The 24,018-nt window shown below is 69.1% G+C and carries 13 protein-coding genes; 7 read left to right on the plus strand and 6 right to left on the minus strand.

All coding sequences use genetic code 11. From position 1 onward, the window contains the following. The first annotated feature begins 179 nt into the window (after positions 1 to 179). From recC to AC1PME_RS00535, 4 genes are all read left to right on the plus strand, one after another. A complete protein-coding gene (gene recC, locus AC1PME_RS00520; protein ID WP_481096975.1) occupies positions 180 to 3,587 on the plus strand; it encodes an exodeoxyribonuclease V subunit gamma in 3,408 nt (1,135 codons plus the stop codon). Further along, complete coding sequence (gene recB / locus AC1PME_RS00525; RefSeq protein ID WP_481096976.1) at positions 3,584 to 7,402, plus strand: exodeoxyribonuclease V subunit beta; 3,819 nt, start codon at positions 3,584 to 3,586, stop codon at positions 7,400 to 7,402. The genes recC and recB overlap by 4 nt, the downstream gene beginning before the upstream one ends. A 264-nt stretch (positions 7,403 to 7,666) precedes the next feature. Continuing rightward, a complete protein-coding gene (gene recD / locus AC1PME_RS00530; protein WP_481096977.1) occupies positions 7,667 to 9,646 on the plus strand; it encodes an exodeoxyribonuclease V subunit alpha in 1,980 nt (659 codons plus the stop codon). A 21-nt stretch (positions 9,647 to 9,667) separates the two neighbouring features. After that, a complete protein-coding gene (locus AC1PME_RS00535; RefSeq protein ID WP_481096978.1) occupies positions 9,668 to 10,726 on the plus strand; it encodes a virulence RhuM family protein in 1,059 nt (352 codons plus the stop codon). 113 nt (positions 10,727 to 10,839) lie between these two features. On the opposite strand, the gene AC1PME_RS00540 is transcribed toward AC1PME_RS00535, so the two are convergent. Then, complete coding sequence (locus tag AC1PME_RS00540) at positions 10,840 to 11,172, minus strand: hypothetical protein (RefSeq protein ID WP_481096979.1); 333 nt, start codon at positions 11,170 to 11,172, stop codon at positions 10,840 to 10,842. A 277-nt stretch (positions 11,173 to 11,449) separates the two neighbouring features. On the opposite strand from AC1PME_RS00540, the gene AC1PME_RS00545 reads away from it, so the two are divergent. Continuing rightward, entirely contained in the window at positions 11,450 to 11,794 is a 345-nt protein-coding gene (locus tag AC1PME_RS00545) for a type II toxin-antitoxin system Phd/YefM family antitoxin (protein ID WP_481096980.1), read from the plus strand. Positions 11,795 to 12,151: 357 nt separating this feature from the next. On the opposite strand, the gene AC1PME_RS00550 is transcribed toward AC1PME_RS00545, so the two are convergent. From AC1PME_RS00550 to AC1PME_RS00570, 5 genes are all read right to left on the minus strand, one after another. Next, positions 12,152 to 13,858, minus strand: a complete 1,707-nt coding sequence (locus AC1PME_RS00550; RefSeq protein WP_481096981.1) for a TIGR04141 family sporadically distributed protein — start codon at positions 13,856 to 13,858, stop codon at positions 12,152 to 12,154. After that, positions 13,743 to 14,567, minus strand: coding sequence for a restriction endonuclease (locus AC1PME_RS00555; protein WP_481098169.1), 825 nt, complete (start codon positions 14,565 to 14,567; stop codon positions 13,743 to 13,745). The genes AC1PME_RS00550 and AC1PME_RS00555 overlap by 116 nt, the downstream gene beginning before the upstream one ends. Positions 14,568 to 15,140: 573 nt before the next feature. Beyond that, positions 15,141 to 16,403: a lipase family protein gene (locus AC1PME_RS00560; RefSeq protein ID WP_481096982.1), complete on the minus strand. Its 1,263-nt coding sequence runs from the start codon at positions 16,401 to 16,403 to the stop codon at positions 15,141 to 15,143. 1,505 nt (positions 16,404 to 17,908) lie between these two features. Next, positions 17,909 to 18,814 (minus strand): type II toxin-antitoxin system RelE/ParE family toxin, encoded by a 906-nt coding sequence (locus tag AC1PME_RS00565; RefSeq protein WP_254459801.1) that lies wholly within the window; start codon positions 18,812 to 18,814, stop codon positions 17,909 to 17,911. A 235-nt stretch (positions 18,815 to 19,049) separates the two neighbouring features. Next, positions 19,050 to 21,158, minus strand: coding sequence for a methyl-accepting chemotaxis protein (locus AC1PME_RS00570; protein ID WP_481096983.1), 2,109 nt, complete (start codon positions 21,156 to 21,158; stop codon positions 19,050 to 19,052). A gap of 724 nt (positions 21,159 to 21,882) precedes the next feature. On the opposite strand from AC1PME_RS00570, the gene AC1PME_RS00575 reads away from it, so the two are divergent. Together AC1PME_RS00575 and folE are read left to right on the plus strand one after the other, a co-directional pair. Continuing rightward, positions 21,883 to 23,232, plus strand: a complete 1,350-nt coding sequence (locus tag AC1PME_RS00575; RefSeq protein ID WP_481096984.1) for an MFS transporter — start codon at positions 21,883 to 21,885, stop codon at positions 23,230 to 23,232. A gap of 168 nt (positions 23,233 to 23,400) precedes the next feature. After that, positions 23,401 to 24,000 carry a GTP cyclohydrolase I FolE gene (gene folE, locus AC1PME_RS00580; protein ID WP_481096985.1) on the plus strand — a complete coding sequence of 200 codons (600 nt, stop codon included), beginning with the start codon at positions 23,401 to 23,403 and terminating at the stop codon, positions 23,998 to 24,000. Positions 24,001 to 24,018: the final 18 nt, after the last annotated feature.

Raw genomic sequence — 24,018 nt, forward strand, 5'->3', positions numbered from 1 at the left:
CTTAACCGAACTGGCCCGTCCAGTATTGTGGCACTGCTCACGCCCGTGTGCGCACCTGTGGCCCATGCCCGTCTACGCAACAGCGTGTCGCGTTTAGCGGCGCTCCCGCCTCATCGAGCGAGGCGATCCAGGTGCGTGAGCCGGCGCAGGTGGGGCGCATCCGGCACAATGCCCGGCACATGCCTGCCCCGTCCGCGCCCGATTTCCGGCTGTATCCGTCCAACGCGCTGGATACCCTGGTCGCCCTGCTTGCCGAAGAACTGCGCCGGCCGCCGCCGGAGCAGCCCTTGCTGGCGCCGGAGGTGGTGCTGATCCCGCAGGTGGCGATGCGGCGCTGGCTGCAATCGACCCTGGCCGCGGTGCACGGGGTGGCGGCGAACCTGGAATTCCTCACCCCCGGCGAGTTCGTCGCGCGCGCGCTGGAGCGCAATCTCGGCGCGGCGGTCGACGACCTGGACATGGCGACCATGCACTGGCGCCTGTACGCGGCGCTGCAGGGCGACCTGGGCAACGACGCGGCGCTGGCGCCGCTGGCCGGCTACCTGGCCGATGGCGATGCGCTCAAGCCGTGGAGCCTGGCCGGCGAGCTGAGCAACGTGTTCGAGAAGTACCAGGCCTGGCGCCGCGACTGGCTGCTGCGCTGGGAAGGCGGCGCCGACCCGGACGATCCGCAGGCGCGGCTGTGGCGGCGCATCGCCAGCGGCCGCGCCTACCGCGCGCGGCGCATCGGCCAGTACCTGGACCGCTACGCGCGGCCGGACGGGCCGTTGCCGCAGGGCCTGCCGCGGCGCCTGTTCGCCTTCGCCGTGCTCAACATTTCCCCGGACGTGCTGCGCGTGCTGGCCACGCAGGCGCGCGCCGGCACGCTGCACTTCTATCTGCCGACGCCGACGCAGGGCTATTGGGGCGATCTGCAGACGCTGTGGCAGCGCCGCCGCGATGGCGGGGCGGTGGACCTGTTCGCCGAGCAGGTGCAGGAGAACCCGCTGCTGCAGGCCTGGGGCGCGGCCGGGCGCGACTTCATGGCGTTGATCGGCGACTACGAAGTGGTGCATCCGCTGGCCGAGATCGCGGTCTACGCCGATCCGCTGGAGTCGGGCCGGCGCGCGCTGGCCGACGGCGGCCTCGGCGACAGCCTGCTGCGGCGCATGCAGAGCGACCTGTTCCATCGCCGCGCTCCGGCGCGGCCGGCAGCGCTGGCCGCGGTGGACCGGCACGATCCCAGTCTGCAGGTGCACGCCTGCCACACCCGCCTGCGCGAACTGCAGGTGCTGCACGACCAGCTGCGCGCGCTGCTCGACGATCCGCGTTTCGAGCCGCCGCTGCAGCCGCGCGAGATCGCGGTGCTGTCGCCGGACATCGATCCCTACGTGCCGTACCTGGACGCGGTGTTCGGCGGCCACGCCGGCGACGACGCCTTGCCCTATGCGCTGGCCGACGCCAGCCCGCTGGCCAGCGAACCGCTGGCCGACGTCTTCCTGGCGCTGCTCGGCCTGCCGATCGCGCGCTTCGGCCTGCACGAGATCCTGGACCTGATCGCCAGCGCGCCGATCGCCGAGGCCGCCGGCCTGGACGAAGCCGGGCTGGACCGCCTGCGCGGCTGGCTGCACGCCGCCGGCGCGCGCTGGGGCCTGGACGCGGCGCACCGGCAGCGCCACCAGGCGCCGGCCGACGACGCCTATACCTGGCGCTTCGCCCTGGACCGGCTGCTGCTCGGCCACGCCAGCGGCGCCGAGGACGATATCGACGGCGTGGCGCCGTGGCCGCAACTGGAAGGCAGCGCACTGGCCGCGCTGGACACGCTGCTGCGCCTGCTGCGCGTGCTCGACCGCCACCAGGCCGCGCTGGCCGAGCCGATGCCGCCGGCGCAGTGGCGCGAAGTGCTGCTGGGCCTGCTCGAGGCGCTGTTGCCGCAGAGCCCGTCGGCGCCGCGCCAGCAGCGCGCGCTGGAACGGTTGCGCGCGCTGATCGACCAGTTCGCGCGCGACGCCGCCCGCGCCGACTACGCCGCCGCGGTGCCGGCCGAGGTGGTGCGCGCGCACTTCGCCGCGGTGCTGGGCGAATCGGACACGCGCGCGCCGCTGCTCACCGGCGGCATCAGCTTCGGCCGCATGGTGCCGATGCGGCTGCTGCCGTTCCGGGTCATCTGCCTGCTGGGCATGAACGACGGCGATTTCCCGCGCCGCGATCCGGCCGCCGGGCTCAACCGCCTCACCGCCGAGCTGGGCACCACGCGCCGCCGCCACGGCGACCGCTCCACCCGCGAGGACGACCGCTTCCTGTTCCTGCAACTGTTCGCCTCGGCGCAGGAGGTGTTCTACCTGAGCTACCTGGGCGCCGACGCGCGCGACGGCAGCGTGCGCGAACCCTCGCCGCTGGTCGGCGAACTGCTGGCCTGCGCCGCCCACTATCACGCCGACCCGGCCGCGGCCGCGGCGCTGGTGGTGCGGCATCCGCTGCAGCCGTTCGCCGCCGCCGCGTTCGGCGCCACCGGTGCCGAGGATGCCGATCCGCGCCGTTTCAGCTACCGCCGGCAATGGCGGCCGGCGGTGGACAGCCTGGTCGGCCAGCGCCAGCCGCTGGCGCCGTGGATCGACGCCTTGCCGGCCGCGGCCGACGACGCGCTGCCGGCGCAGCTGTCCATCGACGACCTGCGTCGGCTGCTGGTCGATCCGGCCGGGCAGTTCCTGCGCCAGCGCCTGGGCCTGCGCCTGCCCGATCCGGCGCAGGCCGACAGCGACCTGGAACCGTTGCTGGCGCCCAACCGCGGGCTCGATCAGTACGGCCTGCAGCAGCAGGTGTTCGAGGCGGTGCTGCGCGAGGACACCGACGCCCTGTACGAACGCCTGCGCGCCCGCGCGCTGCTGCCGTCCGGGCCGCTGGGCCGGCGCCAGCTCGACGAACGCGTGCGCCAGTTGCGCCCGTATGCCGAGGCGTTCCGGCAGTGGCGCGGCAGCGACGCCGCGCCGCTGGCGCCGCGGCTGCAGGTCGAGCTCGACGGCACCGCGCTGCATGGCCGCCTGCCGGGCTGGTACGCGCCCGGCGTGGCGCGCGTGCAGGTGGGCGCGTTGAGCGGGCGCAGCGCGATCCGCCACGGCCTGGAATGGCTGCTGCTGCGCGCCGCCGGCGAACAGGTGCCCTACGTGCGTTTCTTCGACCACGACGACAGCCTCGGCCCGCATCCGATGGACCGCGAACCGCTGCCCGCGGCGCAGGCGCGGCAGGCGCTGGGGGAACTGCTGCAGTTGTATCGGCATGGCCGGCAGGCGCCGCTGGCGTTCGCGCCGTACAGCAGCTGGAAGTACTACCAGGCCGCGCGCACCGGCGATCTCGACAAGGCGATCAAGGACGCCGCCGCGCAATGGCAGGCCGGTTTCGGCTGGAGCGAGGCGGACAGTCCGGAACTGCGCCTGGTCGGCCGCGGCCGCGACCCGTTCGCCGATGCGCAGCGCTTCGCCGCCTTCGCCGCCACCAGCCAGCGCGTGTTCGGCCTGCTCGAACAGGGCGACGCCGGCCCCGCGCTCGATCCCGAACGGCTGGCCGAAAGCTGGCAGCGCTGGCGCGGCACCCAGGAGGACGCCGAATGAGCGCCGCGCCCGACCGCGACCCCTACCTGCAGCTGCCGCTGCACGGCGTGCGCCTGATCGAGGCCAGCGCCGGCACCGGCAAGACCTTCACCCTGGCCACCCTGTTCACTCGCCTGGTGGTCGAACGCGGCCTGCGCCTGGGCCAACTCCTCGCGGTCACCTTCACCGAGGCCGCCACCCAGGAACTGCGCCGGCGCATCCGCGAGCGCCTGGCGCTGGCGGCGACGCTGGTCCCGGACACAGATGGAGGCCTCGTAGGAGCGGCGTCAGCCGCGACCGACCCATCGCATCCAACGCCGCAACAAGACCCACCCGACGTCGCCCTGACCCGCGCCATCCTGACCGCGCACCTGGCCACCGGGAGCGAAACCCCGACCGCCCTGCGCCGCCGCCTGCAGCAGGCCGCCGAGGACATCGACCTCGCCGCCATCTTCACCATCCACGGCTTCTGCGCGCGCGTGCTGCGCGAGCACGCGCTGGAAAGCGGCCAGGCCTTCGCCGCGCCGCAGCTGCTCGCCGACGACCGCGAGTTGCTGCGCGACGTCGCCGCCGACCTGTGGCGGCAACGCGCCGCCGATGCGGCGATGGCCGAGGACCTGGTGGCGCTGTGGCCGGGCGGGCCGGACGGCATGGCCATCGATCTGCGCGAACTGGTGCGGCATCCGACCCTGCTGCCGGCCGCGCCGGTCTTCGCCGCCGAGGACGGCGCCGTGCTGCAGCAGGCCGTGCAGCGCGCCGGCGTCGCGCTGGCCGAGGCGTTCCGTACCCACGGCACCGCCTGTTTCGAGGCGATCGCCGCGGCGATCGAGGCCGGCGTGCTGAGCAAGGTCAGCTACAAGCCCGACTGGCTGACCGCGTTGTGGCACTGGCTGGACGCCTTCGCCGCGGCGCCGTCGGCGGACGCGCCGCCGCACCCGAAGCTGGTCAAGCTCACCGCCGCCGAACTGGCCGCCGGCACCAACAAGAAGCACGCCGAGCGCACCCCGGCCGCGCCGCTGGGCCACGCCATCGACGGCTACCTGGCCGCGCTGGCGCAGCTGGCGCACTGGCGCACGCAACGCCGCATCCGCCTGCTGCACGCGCTGCGTGCCGACGCGGCGGAACGGCTGGCCTATCTCAAGCGCCAGCGCCGCGTGCAGACCTACGACGACCTGGTCGAGGGCGTGGCGCGCGCGCTGGAAGGCCCGCGCGGCGCCGCCTTGGCGCAGCGGCTGCGCGCGCAGTACGCGGTGGCCCTGGTCGACGAGTTCCAGGACACCGACGACCGCCAGTGGACGATCTTCCGCAAGGTGTTCGCCGCGGAGACGGCCGGCCTCGCCGCGGCGCAGGACGACGCGGCGATCGCGCCGTACCTGTCCACAGCGGACGACACGCCGCCGCTGCTTGCCCTGATCGGCGATCCCAAGCAGGCCATCTACGGCTTCCGCGGCGGCGACGTGCGCACCTACCTGGCCGCTGCCGCGGACGCCGAGCGCGCGCCGCCGCTGGCGCACAACTTCCGCTCGCGCCCGGCGCTGCTGGCGGCGATCGACGCGCTGTACGCGCAGGCCGGTTACGCCGATGCCTTCCTCACCGACGGCATCGCCTTCCACCCGGTGCAGCCCGGCAGCAAGCGCGTCGATGCCGACCTGCAGCGCGGCGGTGAGCCGGCCCCGGCGCTGACCGTCTGGCGCGCACCGGAACCTCCACCGCCGCCGGCCACCGCCAAGCCGGGCAAGCCCAAGCCGTGGAACGCCGGCCGCGCCCGCGAGCTGTGCACCGCCGCCTGCGTGGCGGCGATCCGCGGCTGGCTGGCCGAGGCCCGCGACGGCACTGCCACCTTGCTCGGCCGTCCCGTGCAGGCCGGCGACATCGCCGTGCTGGTGCGCAGCCACGGCGAGGCCACGCGCATCCAGCAGGCGCTGGCCGCCGCCGGCATCCCCGCGGTCGCCGCCGGCCGCCGCAGCCTGTTCGCCACCGACGAGGCGCTGGAACTGCTGGCGCTGCTGCAGGCCCTGCTCGACCCCGGCGACGACGGCCGCCTGCGCGCCGCATTGGCCACCGTGCTGATCGGCGAGGACGCCGCGGCCATCGCCGCGCTCGACCACGACGGCGAGCGCCACCGCCGCTGGCAGCAGCAGGCGCTGGACTGGCGCGAGCGCTGGCAGCGCGGCGGCCCGCTCGCCCTGATCGGCGACCTCGGCGCCGCGCACGGGCAACGCCTGCTGGCCCTGGTCGACGGTGAGCGCCGCCTCACCAACTACCTGCAGCTGGCCGAACTGCTGCAGGAAGCCGACACCCGCGCGCTGGGCCCGCATGGTCTGGTCGACTGGCTGGCGCGGCGCATCGCCAATGCCGACGACAGCGACGAAGCGCAGCAGCTGCGGCTGGAGTCGGACGCGCGCCGCGTGCAGATCGTCACCCTGCACAAGAGCAAGGGCCTGGAGTATCCGCTAGTGTTCCTGCCCTACGCCGGCATCGGCCGCAGCGAGCGCAGCCCCGGGCGCCACTGCGTGGTGCCGGCGCCGCAGGGCGGTCGCCAGCTGCAGTGGAACACCGGCCGCAGCGGCGGCGACGCCGATCCGGCCTGGGAGACTGCCGAAGCCGCGTGGAAACAGGAACAGCGCGCCGAGGACGCGCGCCTGCTCTACGTCGGCCTGACCCGCGCCGAACACGCGCTGTGGCTCGCCACCGGCGCCTTCCCGCAGCACGAGCGCACCGCGCTGGCGCCGATGCTGCGCGACCTCGACGCCTTGCAGGCTGCGTCCGGTCCCGGCGCCATCGCCATCGACAGCACCCCGCCGCCGGCGCAGTTGCCGCGGCTGCCGCCGGAGCCGGCGCAGCAGGTGCCACCGGCGCGCGTGCCGCAGCGGCGCGTGCTGCCGGAGTGGTGGGTGTACAGCTTCACCCAGCTGGCCAATGCCGACGCCGGCAGCGACCCGATGGCCAGCGCCACCGTGCCCAGCAGCGGCGGCAGCGACGAACCCGCCGCCAGCGAACCGGTCAGCGCCGCGGTGGAGGTGGACATGGTCGACCGCCGCTTCGTCGGCAACCGCTTCGGCGTGGCCATGCACGACGTGTTCGAGCGCTGCGACTTCGCCGCCTGGCGCCACTGGCGGCCGGGCCAGCCGGCGCCGGCCGGGCAGGAAGTGGCCATCATCGAAGCGTTGCACAGCGGCGGCTACCAAGAAGACGAAGTGGCCGATGGCACCGCCGTGCTCACCGCCCTGGTCGGCAACACCCTCACCGTGGCGCTGCCCGAAGGCACCTGCCTGGCCGCGGTGCCGGAGGAGCAGCGGCGCAACGAAATGGAGTTCCACTTCGCCATGCGCCCGACCCGCGTCGATGCGCTGCTGGCGCTGCTGCATCGCTTCGGCGTGGCCGGCGAGCGCCAGGCGTTCGGCGCGCGGCAGCGCCTGGAGGGGCTGATGACCGGCCTGATCGACCTCACCTACCGGTACGACGGCCGCTGGTACGTGCTCGACTACAAGTCCAACCGCCTGCCGGCCTACGACCCCGACGCGCTGGCGCGGGCGATGGCGCACAGCGAATACACCCTGCAGGCGCTGATCTACACCGTGGCCCTGCACCGCTGGCTGCGCTTCCGCCTGGGCGAGGGCTATGACTACGCCCGCGACTTCGGCGGCGTGCGCTACCTGTTCTGCCGCGGCCTGGACGCCGCCCGCGACCCGTCGCCGGGCGTGCACGCCTGGCGCTTCGACCCGGACCTGATCGAAGGCGTCGACGCCCTGTTCGCCGGCGCCCAGGCTGAGCCTCTCTCGCCCCAGGAGAGGGGTTTGGGTGAGGGTCCGTCCGCCCACGGAGCCGCCCCGTGAGCCAACCCACCCACCTCCTCGCCGTCCTGCGCACGCCGGACCACGCCCCGTCCGCCGGCGCCCCGCGCAAGCCCCTCTCCCCCCGGGAGAGGGATTGGGGTGAGGGTCCGCCCGCCTACGGAGCCGCCCCGTGAGCCAACCCACCCACCTCCTCGCCGTCCTGCGCACGCCGGACCACGCCCCGTCCGCCGGTGCTCCGCTCAAGCCCCTCTCCCCCCGGGAGAGGGGTTGGGGTGAGGGTCCGTCCGCCCACGGAGCCGTCCCGTGAGCCAATCCACCCTCCTCGCCGCCCTCCACCGCACCGGCACCCTGCGCACGCTGGACCACGCCTTCGCGCACAGCCTGGCCCGCCTCGACCCGGACACGCCCGACCTGGTCCTGGCCGCCGCCGCCCTGGCCTCGCTGGCCGTCGCCAGCGGCCACGCCGGCCTCGACCCGGCCCGCGCCAGCCTCCTGCTCGACAACCGCGATGGCGCGGCCCCCGCGCTGCCCCCCGCGGACGACTGGACCCGCGCGCTGGCCGCCTCGCGCTGGGTCGCGCAGCCCGCCGCCGCGGACGCCGCCAGCGCCGACCGCCCGCTGGTGCTGGAACACGGCCTGCTGTACCTGCGCCGCTACCGCGAGTACGAACGCCGCCTGGCCCTGGGCCTGCGCCGCCTGGCCGCGCAGCCGCTGCCGCACAGCGACCTCGCCGCGCTCGCCCCCCTGTTCGCCCAGCTCTTCCCTCTCCCCCCGGCAGAGGGTGCCCGCAGGGCGGGTGAGGGGACGACCGCCAACGATCCATCAGACCGCCAGGCCCAGGCCGCCGCCCTGGCCCTGCGCCGCGCCCTGCTGCTGGTCACCGGCGGCCCCGGCACCGGCAAGACCACCACCATCGCCCGCCTGCTGCTGCTGCGCTTGGCCCAGGCCCGCGCCGCCGGCCTGCCGCCGCCGCGCATCGCCCTGGCCGCGCCCACCGGCCGCGCCGCCGAGCGCATGGCCGAGAGCCTGCGCGCCGCAGTGGCGCGCGCGCTTGCCGATGGCATCGACCTGGCCCTGGCCGAGGCGCTGCCGGCCGGCGCCAGCACCCTGCATCGCCTGCTCGGCGTCATCCCCGACCTGCCGCGCTTCCGTCACGACGCCGACAACCCGCTGCCGTTCGACCTGATCGTGATCGACGAAGCCTCGATGGTCGACCTGCCGCTGATGTGCAAGCTGGTCGAAGCGGTGGCCGACGGCGCGCAACTGATCCTGCTCGGCGACGCCGACCAGTTGCCCTCGGTGGAAGCCGGCGACGTGCTCGCCGCGATCCTGCAGGCCGCCGGCCCCGGCGACGCATTGCAGGCCGACGACGCGCAGGCGCTACAGCCATTGCTCGGCGACAGCGCGGTCGCACGCGACCACGGCGGCCTGGCCGGGCACCGCGTGCACCTGCTGCGCGGCTACCGCCAGGCCCAGGACTTCGCCCTGGCGCCGCTGGCCGACGCGGTGCGCAGCGGCGATGCCGACGGCGCGCTGCGCCTGCTGCGCGACGGCCAGCTCGCCGGCGTGCGCTTCCACGACGGCGTCGACGACCCGCTCGCCGCCGGCGGCGACGCCCTGCTCGCGCACTGGCGCGCCCTCGGCGACGCCGACGATCCGGCGCAGGCCCTGCGTGCCGCCGCGCGCCTGCGCCTGCTCACCGCCGTGCGCGCCGGCCCGCAGGGCGCGCGCGGGCTCAACGCACGCATCGAACAGTTGCTGGCCGAGACCGCCAGCGGCGCGCGCCGCCTCGGCGCCGCCGCACCCTGGTTCCATGGCCGCCTGCTGCTGATCACCGAGAACAGCTACCGCCATGGCCTGTTCAACGGCGACGTCGGCATCTGCCTGCGCGACGCGCAGGGCACCCTGGTCGCCTGGTTCGACGGCGCCGGCGACGGCCAGGTCCGCGGCTTCCACCCGGCCGCGCTGCCCGCGCACGAGAGCGCCTTCGCCATGACCGTGCACAAGGCCCAGGGCAGCGAATTCGACGAAGTCTGGCTGCAGCTGCCGGCCCGCGACGCCCGCGTGCTCAGCCGCGAATTGGTCTACACCGGCATCACCCGCGCCCGCCGCGCCCTGCACATCGCCGCCAGCGAACCGGTGCTGCGCGCCGCGCTGGCCCGGCATGCGGCGCGGATCTCGGGGTTGGCGTGGCGGTTGGGTGGGGCGGAGCAGCAACCACCGCCTGCAACCGATATTCTTCCCGAACCTTCCGGCACGCCGATCCAGGGCGCGCTGTTTTGACGAGCCGCATCAGGAGCCGGCATGCGTAGCGACGACAAGGAAGCCCCCACCTCGGAGTTGATCCTGTATCGCAGCGAGGATGCGCAGACGCGGATCCAGGTGCGGCTGGAAGGCGAGTCGGTGTGGTTGACGCAGGCGCAGATCGCGGAGCTGTATCAGGTCTCGGTCAAGACCATCAGCGAACATCTGCAGAACATCTATGCAGAGGGAGAAGTCGAACCTGAACGAACTATCCGGAAACTCCGGATAGTTCAAGCCGAAGGCGAGCGCCAAGTGCGCCGCACCATCGATCACTACAACCTCGACGCCATCCTCGCCGTCGGCTACCGGGTTCGCTCCGCGCGCGGCACCCAGTTCCGCCAGTGGGCGACGGCGCGGCTGTCCGAGTACCTGGTCAAGGGCTTTGCGCTGGACGACGAACGGCTCAAGCGCGGGCCCGACGATGGCTATTTCGAAGAACTGCTGGGCCGCATCCGCGACATCCGCTCGTCGGAGAAGCTGTTCTGGCGCAAGGTGCTGGACATCTACGCCACCAGCGTGGATTACGACCCGTCGGCCGAGGCCAGCCAGCGTTTCTTCACCACCGTGCAGAACAAGATGCACTGGGCGGCTCATGGCCACACCGCCGCCGAACTGCTCATGGAGCGCGCCAACGCCAGCAAGCCGCACAGCGGCATGACCAACTGGGTGGGAGCAGCGCCGCGCGCGTCCGATGCGGTCGTCGCCAAGAGCTATTTGAATATGGAGGAGCTGGAGGCGCTGAACCGCATCGTCACCGCCTACCTGGAGTTCGCCGAGTTGCAGGCGCTGAACCGCAGGCCGATGACCATGGCCGCATGGATCGCCAAACTGGACGACTTCCTGCGCCTGAGCGACCGCGACGTGTTGACCCATGCCGGCCGCATCGGCCGCGAGCAGGCACTGGAATTTTCCAAAGCCGAGTTCGCCCGCTACAGGCAGCGCACGCTGGCAGAACCGTCGCCGGTGGAGCGGGATTTCGAAAAAGCAACGCGCAAGCTGAGAGCGCTTGAGAGCGAGAAGCGTCGGTCCAAGCGGACCAAGCGGCCCACTGGCGAGTAAGCGAAGCGGCGTCCCGGAAACCGGCGAACTGCCGGTACCCATGCCCTGCCCGCAGCGACCTTCCGATGCGGGCAGGCCAGGCGAGCCCGGTGGTCGGGCCCGACGTCGCAGGACTACTTGGCAGGAACCCGCTGGTACTCGTCGCTGCCGGTGTTGAGGTGCCCATCGGCCTCGTCGATGGCGAAGTTCACCGTCTCGCCGTCGTTGGTCACCTGCAGCACGCCGTCCTTGTAGATGGCCGGGTAGCTCTCGGTCTTGGGCTTGCGGGTGAAGAAGCGGGGGGTGGTGTTGCGCACCATGAACGACTCCCCGTTGCGCTCGATGTCGATCGTGTCGTCCTTCGACTCCACGTTGACCCAGTGGCCGACGAACTTCTCGCCATTCACCCGGGCACAGCCGGTCACCAGCAATGCCGCGGCCAGCGCGGCCCCCATCCACTTCGTCATGTCCCCGCCTCCGGTGTTGGAATTGGGGCGAGGATGCGGTGGGTTGGATGTATGGGAGGTCAAGAATACGGGGAAGAACGGACGTGCTGACTGCCGCCGGTGGGCTGGAGCGTCCGCAGCGATTTGAGGAGCATGCGGCCTGCGGTGATGCCGCCTCGTCCATCGCCCTGCCACGCATTGGGCATTGCCTGGATGCGCTTCCATGTGCGCTGGCAGCAACACCATGTAGCCGATAGCCTGTACAGAATCCTGGAATCAACAGTGAAAGGAGCAGGCGATGGGCTTTTCCGTCAACGACGTGGTGCCTTTCACCCTGGCGCGCGCCAATCTTTCTGAGCTGGCCGACCAGGCGAAGGCCGGCGCCGAGAAGATCATCACCAAGAACGGCGGGAGCTACGTCGCGCTGATCGACGTCGACCGGCTGGACTACTACCACCGGCTGGAGCGCGAGCGCATCCACCTGCTGTTGCTCGACGATGCGAAGCGCGGCCTGGCCGACATGGCCGCCGGCCGCACGGTCGAGGCCGACGCCGCCATCGGCCAACTGCAGCAGCGGCGCGCGGCGATCAAGACACCTGATGGAGCAAGCCCAGGCAAGCGCGCGGCCAAGAAGCGGGGTTGACCGTTGCATCGCGTCGAACTGACGGAGAGCTTCCTCGCGTGCCTCGACGCGATCGAAGCGTTTCTGCTGGACGCCAATGCCGCTGCGGCCTCCGATGACCCTGTTCCCCGAATTGCTGGCAGCCGTGGTCCCGAACCTGCGGCGTTTCCCGCACATCGGCGGTCCTTCGTTCGATTTCGCTAGGCTGTGTGATGGTGGATGAAAGCAGCAGCTTAGTATTCCTGTCTGAGTCATCCGCGACTTTGGAAGCGGCTTTAGGCAGAGGGCTTATTGTCTGTGTGGGTAAACTATTGCACTTGGTTTCTACTAAGTCTTGGTGTCGAATTCGCAAATTTCTCTTGTTGTATTTGGCTTATATTAAACCATCGCATAAGTTACTGCCTTGAATCTTTTGGAGAGTTCGCGATGCATGCGCATTAATCCGCATTTTGCGAACATTGGCAGCAGGTGGGCAGGTTTTCCCATTGACACCAAGCATATCTCCCATTCGCTACTACGGGGCGGATTTTTAATCCAGTCAATACCAGCTGTCGGATAATTATTGGCCATTGTTAGAGCTAGAGCTTCTATGTAGCTCTTGTTGACTCCAAAAAATAACTCGCTTGTTCTGCGCGCTTGTTCATAAAGGTGGCTCATTCCAGCTGAGGAACTCGGATTTTTTACAAAATAAAGAATCTTTTGAGTGTGATCTGCGAAATCACAAAACTCAAACTTTGACTGATTGCCACCGTAATGAATCATCCTTGCATCCATATGCAATAGATGAGGCGCAACAGCACAAGCATTGAGGTTGTAGTTTTTTTCGTCATCTTTCTGATTCCATGCAGGCGGGGGATAAGATGGCGGTCGAAGTTCTTTCAAAAATGAAGATATCTTTTCCTCTAAGTTTGGGGACGCCTTGTACCACTTTCCTGAGAATATTAGAAAATGTCCATTTGAACGAGCTATGTCAAAAGAAAAGGATTCTTTAGCGGAAATTTTTGTCGTCAGCGTGCTTGTGGATGCATCCACTACGTTTATGAAGCTTTTGGACGCCATCTCAAGTGTTGGCGTAATGCCGTTTAAGGAGGACACCCATTCGGAATAGTTTAGTGACCACGACCTCGTGTGATTTTTCTTTGCCCACCTGCCATAGGAGAAATATATATCTTTGTCAAAAACTTCCAGTGAAGAAGGAGGCGCCATCGTTATTTTATTTAGTTTGTTGCCATTGGCTATTTCTATATCCAATTCATTCTCTAAATCTACAATCTCATCTTTTGAGGTCACGGAAATAAGGTTGTCAATATCAGGGAACTTACTTTGGTAGCCATAACCCAGGAGTTTAGTGGTTTCATGCAATGAACTGGCAAGGTTGCTTATTTCAACATCAAATCGAAACGCTGCTCCGCCTCTAATATTTCCGCTAAATAATTTTCTTCGTCCAATCCCCTCAATTGAAAAAACTAGATCGCGGTCGCTTTCGTAGTTAAACGCGTAAAGTTTGGCGTTGTTTGGAGACCGCTCTGTTGAGCGATGCCTTTTCGCAAGAACTTGTTCGGACCGGATTTGCTTAAGGTCATCTTCTTCGAGAATATTAAGGGCGACGCGTCTACCGAAGTCATGTTCGATCCAGTCGGCTTTTAGCTTCATCCACGCGTGGCCGAAAGTTACAGCGAGAAGTTTTTTGCCGATCCTGCACGACATGATTCCAGCCGGACTCTGTGACTTTAAGTTGAAAACTGCATGGCTTGGTACAAGTGATGGCGATATAGTATTAGCCCAGGCAGGAGTCTTTTGGTGGTCTTCAATAGGATAAAAATACCCATTAAGGCCGCCGGACAGGACGAATCCGTTGCCTAGTTCCTTAAGAAATTTAAGGAAATCTGGATAACTGCTTTTCCTGATGAGGAAAACGGTTATAGTAACAATTTGCAAGGTTTGCTCTCTCGGAAGACGGAATATGAGGTCACATTCCGCGGCAGCGTGGGAATTGACTGCAGCCAGTGAAAGCTTCGCCTGTATGCCTATTAATTCGTCGTACAAGCGTGTTCCCACATCGTCCGCAGGTAGCAATTGCTTCATTTTGAGAGGCAATCGCAGGGGGTAAAACCGACTCGCTATGACGCACGAAAGAGGAATTAGCTGCGCTGTTTCGCCGCATTGCCTGAATCATCCTCAGCAACCGCTTACCACCAATCAGTTCGATCGGCTTGCCCTGCGCAAACCGTTTCGCATCGTTCGTATAGCTGCCAACACAAACGATCTTCACCGCATCGGCTTGGTGATGCGCCAGCAATCCATACATCTCGCGCACGACGCTGACGCCGACCTGCTGCCGCTTCCATTGCTTGCATTGCACCAGGGTGCGGCGGCCTTCCTTGCGCAGGATCAGGTCGATACCGCCGTCGGCGCCGCCGAGGCCGGTTTCTTCTACCGCGTAGCCCTGGCGGCGGAAGGCTTCGCCGACCAGGCGTTCGAACTGGCGCCAGCCGCCGGCGGCCAGGCTTTCTAGGGTGGTGCGGGTGTCAAGCAAGTGGCGGCGGTGCCGCGCCTTGAGGAACGAGGCGAACGCTGCCATCCAGCAGAGCAGCAGCAGGATCCACGCCAGGGGAGCGAATGCGCCTTCCGATTGCTGGGCGATGGCTTGCGACAACGCACCGTCGTGGCGGGAGAACCACCAGGGAATGCCGTCGCGCACAGCGAGGAATCCAGCGATGCCGGCCGCGAGCCCGAACGGCCACGGCAACGCCGTCAGCGTGTCGAATCCTGTCTTTCCCCGTTTGCGTCCCATGCGACCCCCGTCACGGAACCGACCATAGTCCTGTGCGTGCCCGATGTCTGTACTGCGAAATGCACCGTCTACAAATCGAGACACAGTTCGCTCTATGGGCAGGGAGTCGGTCTCGTGACTGGCGGCCAGGCCGGCCGTGCTGATCCGTAGTGCGGTGTGTACCCAGCGCTCGCTCACGCGTCTGCCTGCCGCCCGTCGTCGCCTTCCATGCAGCCGGCGAAAGCACCCGTCGATCTTGTCGCGTGGAGCCGGCGTCGGCGCGGGATGATGGCCTGGCGTGTGGGACTCTGCGACAGCCTGCGCATGCGGGGGCTGGCCTCGCCTCGCCGCTCTGCAGTCGTCCGGATGCCCGAGCCAGCTGTCGCCAGCCTCCGCGTAGCCGCAGTGGACTAGCTACGCATAACGCGCAGTCGTCACCGTCGCTAACTTCGCTGCCGGACACCGGCAGGGTGTGCAGACCCTACCGCGCAGAAAAAAGCCGCCACGCCTGCGCCCAGGCGTGGCAGCCAGCGGGACGGACGATCGCAGGCGCCGGGGGAGGGGAATGCGCCTGCGTGGTCGTCCGCCGCGACCTCAGCGAAGTTTGTCGAACAGTTGCTGGCGCACGGCGATGGTGCAGGCTTCTTCGGTGAACAGGTGTTCCAGCGCGCTGTTGTCGCTGGGCTTGCCGGTGCCCAGGTCGAGTACGGTCGCCTGGTGGCTGCCACGGGCCTTGAACGCGGCGACGGCGGTGGTGGCGTTCTTCAGCGGCACGGTGGCGTCGTTGTCCGAGCCGCACAGCAGGGTCGGAGTGCGCGGCGCCCAGTCGAGCAGGTCATTGCGCTCCAGGTCGCGCAGGAACGGGTCGTTGGCGTTGCTGGCGAAGTCCTTGTAGAAGCCGGGCTGGAAGTACTGGCGGATCTTGTCCACGCCCGGCAGGGTGTCGCCGAGCACCAGGTCGGTCAGGCTCTGCTTGCCGGGGAACAGCGCCTCCACCTGCTTGGCCCACGGATCCTGGAACACCTGCGCCGGGTCGAGGTAGAGGTTGTGGTAGGTGCGCTGCATGCCGACGATGGCGTAGCTGGCCAGCACGATGCCGAAGGTGTTCTCGCCCACGGCGTTGCGGCCGCTCCAGCTGTCGCGGAAGGTCTGGCTGAGCGCGTAGGGGCCGGAGATCGGTGCGCTGGCGACCAGGTTGAACTCGTTGGACAAGTGCGCTTCGATCTCGCGCTGGGTCGCCATGGCGGCATGCCCGCCCTGCGAGTAGCCGGTCAGCATGACCTTGCCCGACAGCGGGGTGTTGAGCCGCTGCAGCACCTGGCGCGCGGCGCGCAGGGCGTCGATGGTGGCGCTGGCCTCGGAGGCGGCGTGCAGGTAGGGGTGGAACGCATAGGTGGACCGGCCGATGCCCAGGTAGTCGCTGCTCACCACCACATAGCCCTGGGTGGCGAGGTGGGTGACCATGGTCTGGTCGCCCTTGGCGTCGCGGATCTCCTTGGCCTGTTCGGCGCGGCGCTGCGACTCGGTGCCCTGGCTGTAGCTCACCAGCGGGAACGGACCGGGGCACTGGCTGCCGCCCGGCACCAGCAGCGCCGCCGAGGCGGTGGTGGGTTCGCCATCGACGCCGATGGTGGCGTAGGTGAACTCGGCCACGCGCACGTCGCACTTGGCCTGGTCGGGGGATTGGTCGTTGGCCAGCAGGGTGCCGATCGCCTGGCGGGTGTAGCTGGTCAGGACATTGCTGTTGAGCACGGTGCCGCGCGCCGGCGCCGCCGTGGCGGCCAGGGGCAACAACGCGCCCGCGACGCCGATGAGGGAAAGTGCGCGCAGCGCCAGCCGATTCCGCTGTGTGGCCATGGAAACATCCTCGCAGTGATTCCCGGTCGCCCGGGGGTGGGGGAGGGCGCAGACGCTACTATGTCGTCCGCATTATTTTCGCGACACAGCGAGAGAATGTTTATCCACGGTATTGATTCGCATCGCACGTGACGGCATTGCGCGCCATGGCGCGCTGGGAAAATCGGCGATGCGTCGGTGCCGCGACGTGCGGCGGGCCACAGTGGTGAAAAGGAAAGAATGAGAAATCTGCATGGATTTGATGGAATTCAGCCGAATTCGGTGGTTTCGGCGGGCCAGGTGCTCGACACAGGCATTTGTCTACGTTTCTGAAGCGGAATTTTCAGGAGTAAATAATCATGGTTTTAAGATAATCAGGGCGCGGCACGAAATAATCGTGTGGTGTTATGTCGATCGCTGTCCGCTGCCGTGGGCGAAGTGGGCGGTGCCAGGACAGGAGCAGGACACATCGATGTCGTGCGGGTCACGGTGCGCCTTTCGGGGAGGGACTTCAGTTTCGACTGCATGAGTCCGGATGCGCCTATGGCTCCGCTCGTCGCGGCTGAAGCCGCTCCCACAGGGGCGAAACTCTTGCCGCCCGTGCAAGCGCTGGCGGCAGCGCCGCAGGCGCGCAATCCCTTGTGGGAGGGACTTCAGTCCCGACTGCACCGAACCCGGATGCGCCGATGACTTCGCTCGTCGCGGCTGAAGCCGCTCCCACAGGAGCGAAACCCTTGCCGCTCGTGCAAGTGCTGGCGGCAGCGCCGCAGGCGGGCAATCCCTTGTGGGAGGGACTTCAGTCCCGACTGCACCGAACCCGGATGCGCCGATGACTTCGCTCGTCGCGGCTGAAGCCGCTCCCACAGGAGCGAAGCCCTTGCCGCTCGTGCAAGTGCTGGCGGCAGCGCCGCAGGCGCGCAATCCCTTGTGGGAGGGACTTCAGCCCCGACTGCACCGAACCCGGATGCGCCGATGACTTCGCTCGTCGCGACTGAAGCCGCTCCCACAGGAGCGAAGCCCTTGCCGCTCGTGCAAGTGCTGGCGGCAGCGCCGCAGGCGGGCAATCCGTTGTGGGAGGGACTTCAGTCCCGACTGCACTAAGCCCGGATGTGCCGATGGCTTCGCCCGTCGCGGCTGAAGCCGCTCCCCCAGGAGCGAAACCCTTGCCGCTCTTGCAAGTGCTGGCGGCAGCGCCGCAGGCGGGCAATCCGTTGTGGGAGGGACTTCAGTCCCGACTGCACTAAGCCCGGATGTGCCGATGGCTTCGCCCGTCGCGGCTGAAGCCGCTCCCACAGGGGCGAAACCCTTGCCGCTCGTGCAAGTGCTGGCGGCAGCGCCGCAGGCGAGTATCCCTTGTGGGAGGGACTTCAGTCCCGACTGCACCGAACCCGGATGCGGCAGCGGCTTCGCTCGTCGCGGTTGAAACCGCTCCTACAGTCGGCGCTTCGCGTGGGGGCGCGTGCACGTGCTGAGGGCAGGGCCGACCGCCGGTCACTCCTGGTCATCGATGGCCAGCGCACGCTGGCTCAGCGATACGGCCCCGGCCCGCGCCAGACCAGTTCGCCCTGGTGGTAGACCTGCAGCATGGTGATGACCTGGCGGGCGTCGCCGATGTCCTTCAGTTCCGGCGAGTCCGGCGGCAGCGCGCGGCACTTGCCGGAGCCGCGGGTCAGGGCGATCTCCAGCGGGCAGACCATGCGGTACGCGGTGCCGGGTAGCAGGATGAAAAGCTCCTTCATGCCCTGCTGCTGCCAGGCGCGCAGCTGGCTCTCGCTGCCCAGGTCGTAATAGACCAGGTAGCCGCCGACCTCCAGGCTGGGCTGGGAGGCGTCCATGTCGTGGCGGTTGCCGCGGCTGCCGGGGCCGGCGGCCAGGCCGCTGTTGTCCGGGGCGGTGTCGGTGTCGAGCGCGCCGGGCGGGCGCCCGGTCCAGGTCTGCGGGCGCCGCTCGGTCGGCGGCGGCGGGTTGCTGTCGGCGGTTTGCGCCGGGCTCGGCGCCGGGGCGTCCGCGGGCGGGGTGGGCGCCGGTGGTGCCGGACGCGGCTGCGGCACCGGGGCCGGTGCGGGCGTGTCCGCCGCTTTCGGGGTGTCGGCGCGATCGGGCGGCGGCACCGGGTCGTCGGACTGCGCGACCAGGGTGGATTGCACGGTGGTGGTGGCGCGGGTGCGCTTGGGCGCGGCGGACGCCGGCGGCGGGGTCGGCTTCGGAGGGACCGGCCGCACCGGTTTGTCGCTTTCGCCGAGGAAATCCACGCGGATCCGGCTGCCGCCGGCCGCGCCCTGCGGCGTGGACATGGTGGGCTTGGCCGCGTACAGCAGGGCGAGCGCCATCAGCACGTGCAGCAGCGCGCTGAGCAGCCAGGCGATCCAGCGCTGCCAGCGTTCGCTGCGGGTTTCGGCGGCGACGGGCGCGCGGTGCGACGCGCGGCTCATGCCGTCGCGGCGGCGTCGGGGAGGCCAGCCATCATGCGGTTCCGGGGAGGGGGCAAACGTGGGAAGCCGCCATCGTACCGCTTGCGCCGGCGCCAGCCATGGCAGCCGATGCGATGATCGGCATCGGCCGACACCTGCCGTTCACGCGCTGGTGGGCCGGCCGGCCCGCGGCCACCGCCGGCCGGCCGCGGCACGCACCCGGCGGGGATGAGGCGGCGCCCCCCGCACCGTGCGATCAGACGTAGGCGCCGACCTTGAACACTTCCACCGCCTGGGTCAGCTGCGCCGACTGCTCCTCCAGCGAACGCGCCGCGGTGCTGGCCTCCTCCACCAGCGCCACGTTCTGCTGGGTGGTCTCGTCCATGCGCGCGATGGTCTGGTTGACCTGCGCGATGCCGTTGGCCTGCTCGCGCGAGGCGGCGGAGATCTGGCCCATGAGGTCGGTGACGTGCTGCACGCTGGCCACCACCTGCTCCATGGTGGCGCCGGCCCGGTGCACCAGGGTGGCGCCGTGGGCCACGCGCTGCACCGAGTCGTCGATCAGGGTCTTGATCTCCTTGGCGGCGCCGGCGGAGCGGTGCGCCAGCGTGCCGACCTCCGCGGCCACCACCGCGAAGCCCTTGCCCTGCTCGCCGGCGCGCGCGGCTTCCACCGCGGCGTTGAGGGCGAGGATGTTGGTCTGGAAGGCGATGCCGTCGATCACCGCGATGATGTCGGCGATGCGCTTGGAGGCGGCCTGGATACCGTCCATGGTCTCCACCACCTGGCCGACCGCGTCGCGGCCTTCGCCGGCTACGCCGGCCGCGCCCAGCGCCAACTGGTTGGCGCGCTGGGCGTGCTCGGCGTTCTGCTTCACCGTGGCGGTCAGTTCCTCCATCGAGGCCGCGGTCTGCTCCAGGCTGGCCGCCTGCTGCTCGCTGCGCTTGGCCAGCTCCTGGTTGCCGCTGGCGATGTCCTCGGCGGCGAAGCCGATGCTGTTGGTGGTGCGCTGGATGTGCGCGACGATGTCGGTGAGGCGGTGCACGGTGCTGTTGGCGTCGTCGCGCATAGCGGCGAACACGCCGTGGAAGTTGCCGTGCATGCGCACGGTGAGGTCGCCGTCGGCGATGCAGCGCAGCAGCATGGAGAACTTGGCCAGGTTGGCGTCGGCGGTGGCCATCATGGTGTCGAGGTTCTCGACCATGGTGCGGAAGGCGTGCTCGAACTGCTGCGGCTGGCCGCGGTGGGCGAAGTCGCCGGCGCAGGCGGCTTCGGCCAGGGTCTGGATCTGCACGTTGATCGCATGCAGGTTCTGCTTGACCTGCCGCATCGCCGCGGTGATCGCGGCCTTCTCGCCGGGGTAGTGGGCGATGTCCTGGCTGAGGTCGCCGATGGCGTAGCGGCCCATCACCTGGGTGATGCGCAGCTGGGTCTGCACGTGCGCATCCACCAGGGCATTGGTGTCGGCGACCATGCGCCCGTACTCGCCGGGGAAGCGCTGCGCGTCCATGCGGTAGCTGATGGCGCCGGCGTCGTGGCGCGCGGCCATCTCGCGCTGTGCGGAAATCACCTCGTGCAGGCGCCGCTGCATCTGCTGCATGGCGCGCAGCAACTGCCCGGCCTCGTCATGGGTGGTGGCGGTGTCGGGGCTGCTCAGGTCGCCGGCGCCGATGCGCTCGGCCAGGCCCAGCGCCTGCCGCAGCGGGCGGACCACGCGGCGGGTGAGCAGCAGGGCGATCAGCGTGCCCAGCAGCAGCGCCAGCACGGTGCAGCCGATCATCAGCAGGGCGAAGCCGCGCGCGGTGGCCATCGCCTCCCTGGCGGCCTGGCGGTTCTTGGCTTCCTGCAGGTCGATGAAGGCGTTGATGCTGGCCAGCCAGTCGACGAAGGCCGGGCGCGCCTGCTGCAGCAGCAGCGCCTGCGCCTGCACGGTGTCGCCGGCGTCGCGCAGGCGCCGCACCTGCGCGATCAGTGGCATGGTGCGCGCTTCGATGCCCTGGATGCGCTGCAGGATGGCCTTCTCCTGCGCATCGCTGGAGGCGGCGAGCAGGGCGTCGAGCGGCTGCGCGGCACGCGCGTAGTCGGCGGCCAGCGTGTCGATGGTCCGCTCGGTCGCCTGCCGGCTGGCCGGGTCGTCCAGCAACACCACGTCGCGCAGGGCGATGGCGCGGTCGTGCACGCTGCCGCGGAAGTTGATCGCGTAGCGCTGCTTGACGCTGTTGACCTGATTGATCGCGGTCAGGCGCCGGTCGATGCTGTGCACGCGCTGGATGCCGACGACGGTGAGCAGAACCATCAGCACGATGAGGGTGAGAAAGCCGAGCGCCAGGCGCTGGCCGATGCGCAGATGCGAGAGGACGTGCATGGAGGAATGGGGGCGGGGGAAGGAGAAGGATCGACGGTGGGTGCCGGCGGATGGGTCGGCGGGTTGCCGGTGTCCACCAGACCGATCCGGCATCTGCCGTTCCGGAACCCGCAGGGATAACGGCGACGCGCGGACGAACTGAAGGCATGGCGCCGAACGGCACGATGCCGAAGGCGCGGAACGTGACGCGCAACCGGTCTACGGCGGCAATGGTGGCTTGCGCGGCGGCGACCGGCCCGCGCGCGGCGCACGCCTGACCCGCGGCACCGCCCGTCGCTGTCCGCTTCCTCACCGGCGCTGCCGCGGCGCCCGTGCAGGTGCAGCATGGCCTTGCCGGTGCCCGGTGCTATGGTCCCTGCATGACCGGTGCCGCCGACCCGATCCGCTTCCAGGCGACCTTGTCGCGTCCGCCCGCGCATCTGCCCGCGTGTGGCCTGGAATCCGCTGACCGCAGTGGCGCGGCGCGTCGGGAGCGTCTGGCGCGGTGCGCGCAAGCAGGCGCGCACCGCGTGTCGGGCGCATCGCCGACACCTGCGACATGCCCGCGTCAGGCAAGCGACGGGTCTGCCGTTTCGGTCGTGCGGGCAGGTCCGGCCCTCCCTACGCCGCGCCGCCGGCGCAACGAGCGCGATGGTGCGCCTGTGCTTGGCGTGGCCGCCGTCGCGACAGCATCCTCGCAAGCGCCTGCCTATACTCCGCGCCGTCCATCCAAGAGGCCCACCGCATGAGTGCATCCACCGCTCCGTCCTCCGCCGCCGCACCGGGCAGCCTGCGCCGCTCGGTGTCCAACACGCTCAAGGGCTCGGCGGGCAACCTGGTGGAGTGGTACGACGTCTACGTCTACTCGGTGTTCGCCACCTACTTCGAATCGCAGTTCTTCTCCAAGGAGGACAAGAACGCCACGCTGTACGTGTGGGCGATCTTCGCGGTGACCTTCCTGATGCGCCCGATCGGCGCCTGGTACTTCGGCCGCTTCGCCGACCGCTACGGTCGGCGCCTGGCGCTGACGGTGTCGGTGTCGGTGATGGCGGCGTGCTCGTTCCTGATCGCGGTGACGCCGACGGTCGCCAGCATCGGCGCCGCCGCGGCGGTGGTGCTGGTGCTGGCGCGGCTGCTGCAGGGCTTCGCTACCGGCGGCGAGTACGGCACCAGCGCCACGTACATGTCCGAGGCGGCGGTGCCGGGGCGGCGCGGCTTCCTGTCCTCGTTCCACTACGTCACCCTGGTCGGCGGCCACGTGCTGGCGCAGGCGGTGCTGCTGGTGATGCTGCACTTCTTCGACAAGGGCCAGGTCTCCGAATGGGGCTGGCGCGTGGCCTTCGGCTTGGGCGGTATCGGCGCGCTGGTGGTGTTCTGGCTGCGGCGGACCATGGACGAATCGCTGACCGCCGAATCGATCGCCGCCGCCAAGCAGGGCGGGGCCAAGGCCGCCGGTTCGCTGCGCGAGCTGTTCGTGCACCAGTGGCGCCCGCTGCTGCTGTGCTTCCTGATCACCGCCGGCGGCACCGTGGCGTTCTACACCTACTCGGTGACCGGGCCGAAGATGATCCAGACCGCCTTCGCCGGCGACGACGTCATGGCCGGCACCCTCATCAACCTGGCCGCGCTGATCGTGCTGATGCTGATGCAACCGGTGGGCGGCTGGCTGTCGGACCTGATCGGGCGCAAGACCCTGCTGGTGATCTTCGGCGTCGGCGGCGTGCTCTACACCTGGTTCCTGGTGCTGGAGCTGCCGCGGCAGAGCGACTGGCTGAGCGCGTTCGCGATCCTCACCGGCGGCTTCGTCATCCTCACCTGCTACACCTCGATCAACGCGGTGGTGAAGGCCGAACTGTTCCCCACCCACATCCGCGCGCTGGGCGTGGGCCTGGGCTACGCGCTGGCCAATTCGGCCTTCGGCGGCACCGCGCCGCTGCTGTACCAGGCCTCGCTGAAGACCGGCCACGTCACCACCTTCGTCTGGTACGCCACGGCGGTGATCGCGGTGTCGCTGCTGGTGTACGTGTTCTTCCTGACCAACAAGGGCAGCAACTGGCTGGACCACGAAGGCGAGATGCACGCGCGCCGGCGCTGACCGGCGCGATTGCGGCCCCGGCGGTGCGCGCGCCGCCCAGGCGCGGACCTGGGGGACGCTGAACGGCGCACCCCGCGTGGGCCGGGTCGCCCCGCCGCGGCGGGGCCGCACATGCGGCGGCTGCCAGGCGACTCGGGTACCATGCAGCCCCCTTACGGGCGTTCCCCCATGGCCGATTCAGACAACACCCCCTCCTCCCAGGTGACCCAGGCGCAGGCCGAAGACGCGGTGCGCACCCTGTTGCGCTGGGCCGGCGAAGACCCCACCCGCGAGGGCCTGCTGGACACCCCGCGGCGGGTGGCCGAGGCCTATGGCGACTGGTTCAGCGGCTACCGCGCCGACCCGCGCGAGTACCTGCTGCGCACCTTCGAGGAAGTGGCCGGCTACGACGAACTGATCGTGCTGCGCGACATCGAATACGAAAGCCACTGCGAACACCACATGGCGCCGATCATCGGCAAGGTCCACGTCGGCTACCTGCCGCGCGGCAAGGTGGTGGGCATCAGCAAGCTGGCGCGCGTGGTCGAGGCCTATGCGCGGCGCTTCCAGGTGCAGGAGAAGATGACCGCGCAGATCGCCCAGTGCATCCAGGACGTGCTGCAGCCGCTGGGCGTGGGCGTGGTGGTGGAAGGCGCGCACGAGTGCATGACCACCCGCGGCATCCACAAGCGCGGCGTCAGCATGGTCACCTCGAAGATGCTCGGCACCTTCCGCGAGGATGCGCGCACCCGCGCCGAGTTCCTGCGCTTCATCGAGCGGGCGCGCTGAGTCTTGCCGATGCGGTGG

It is taken from the genome of Xanthomonas sp. NCPPB 901 (assembly GCF_056725085.1).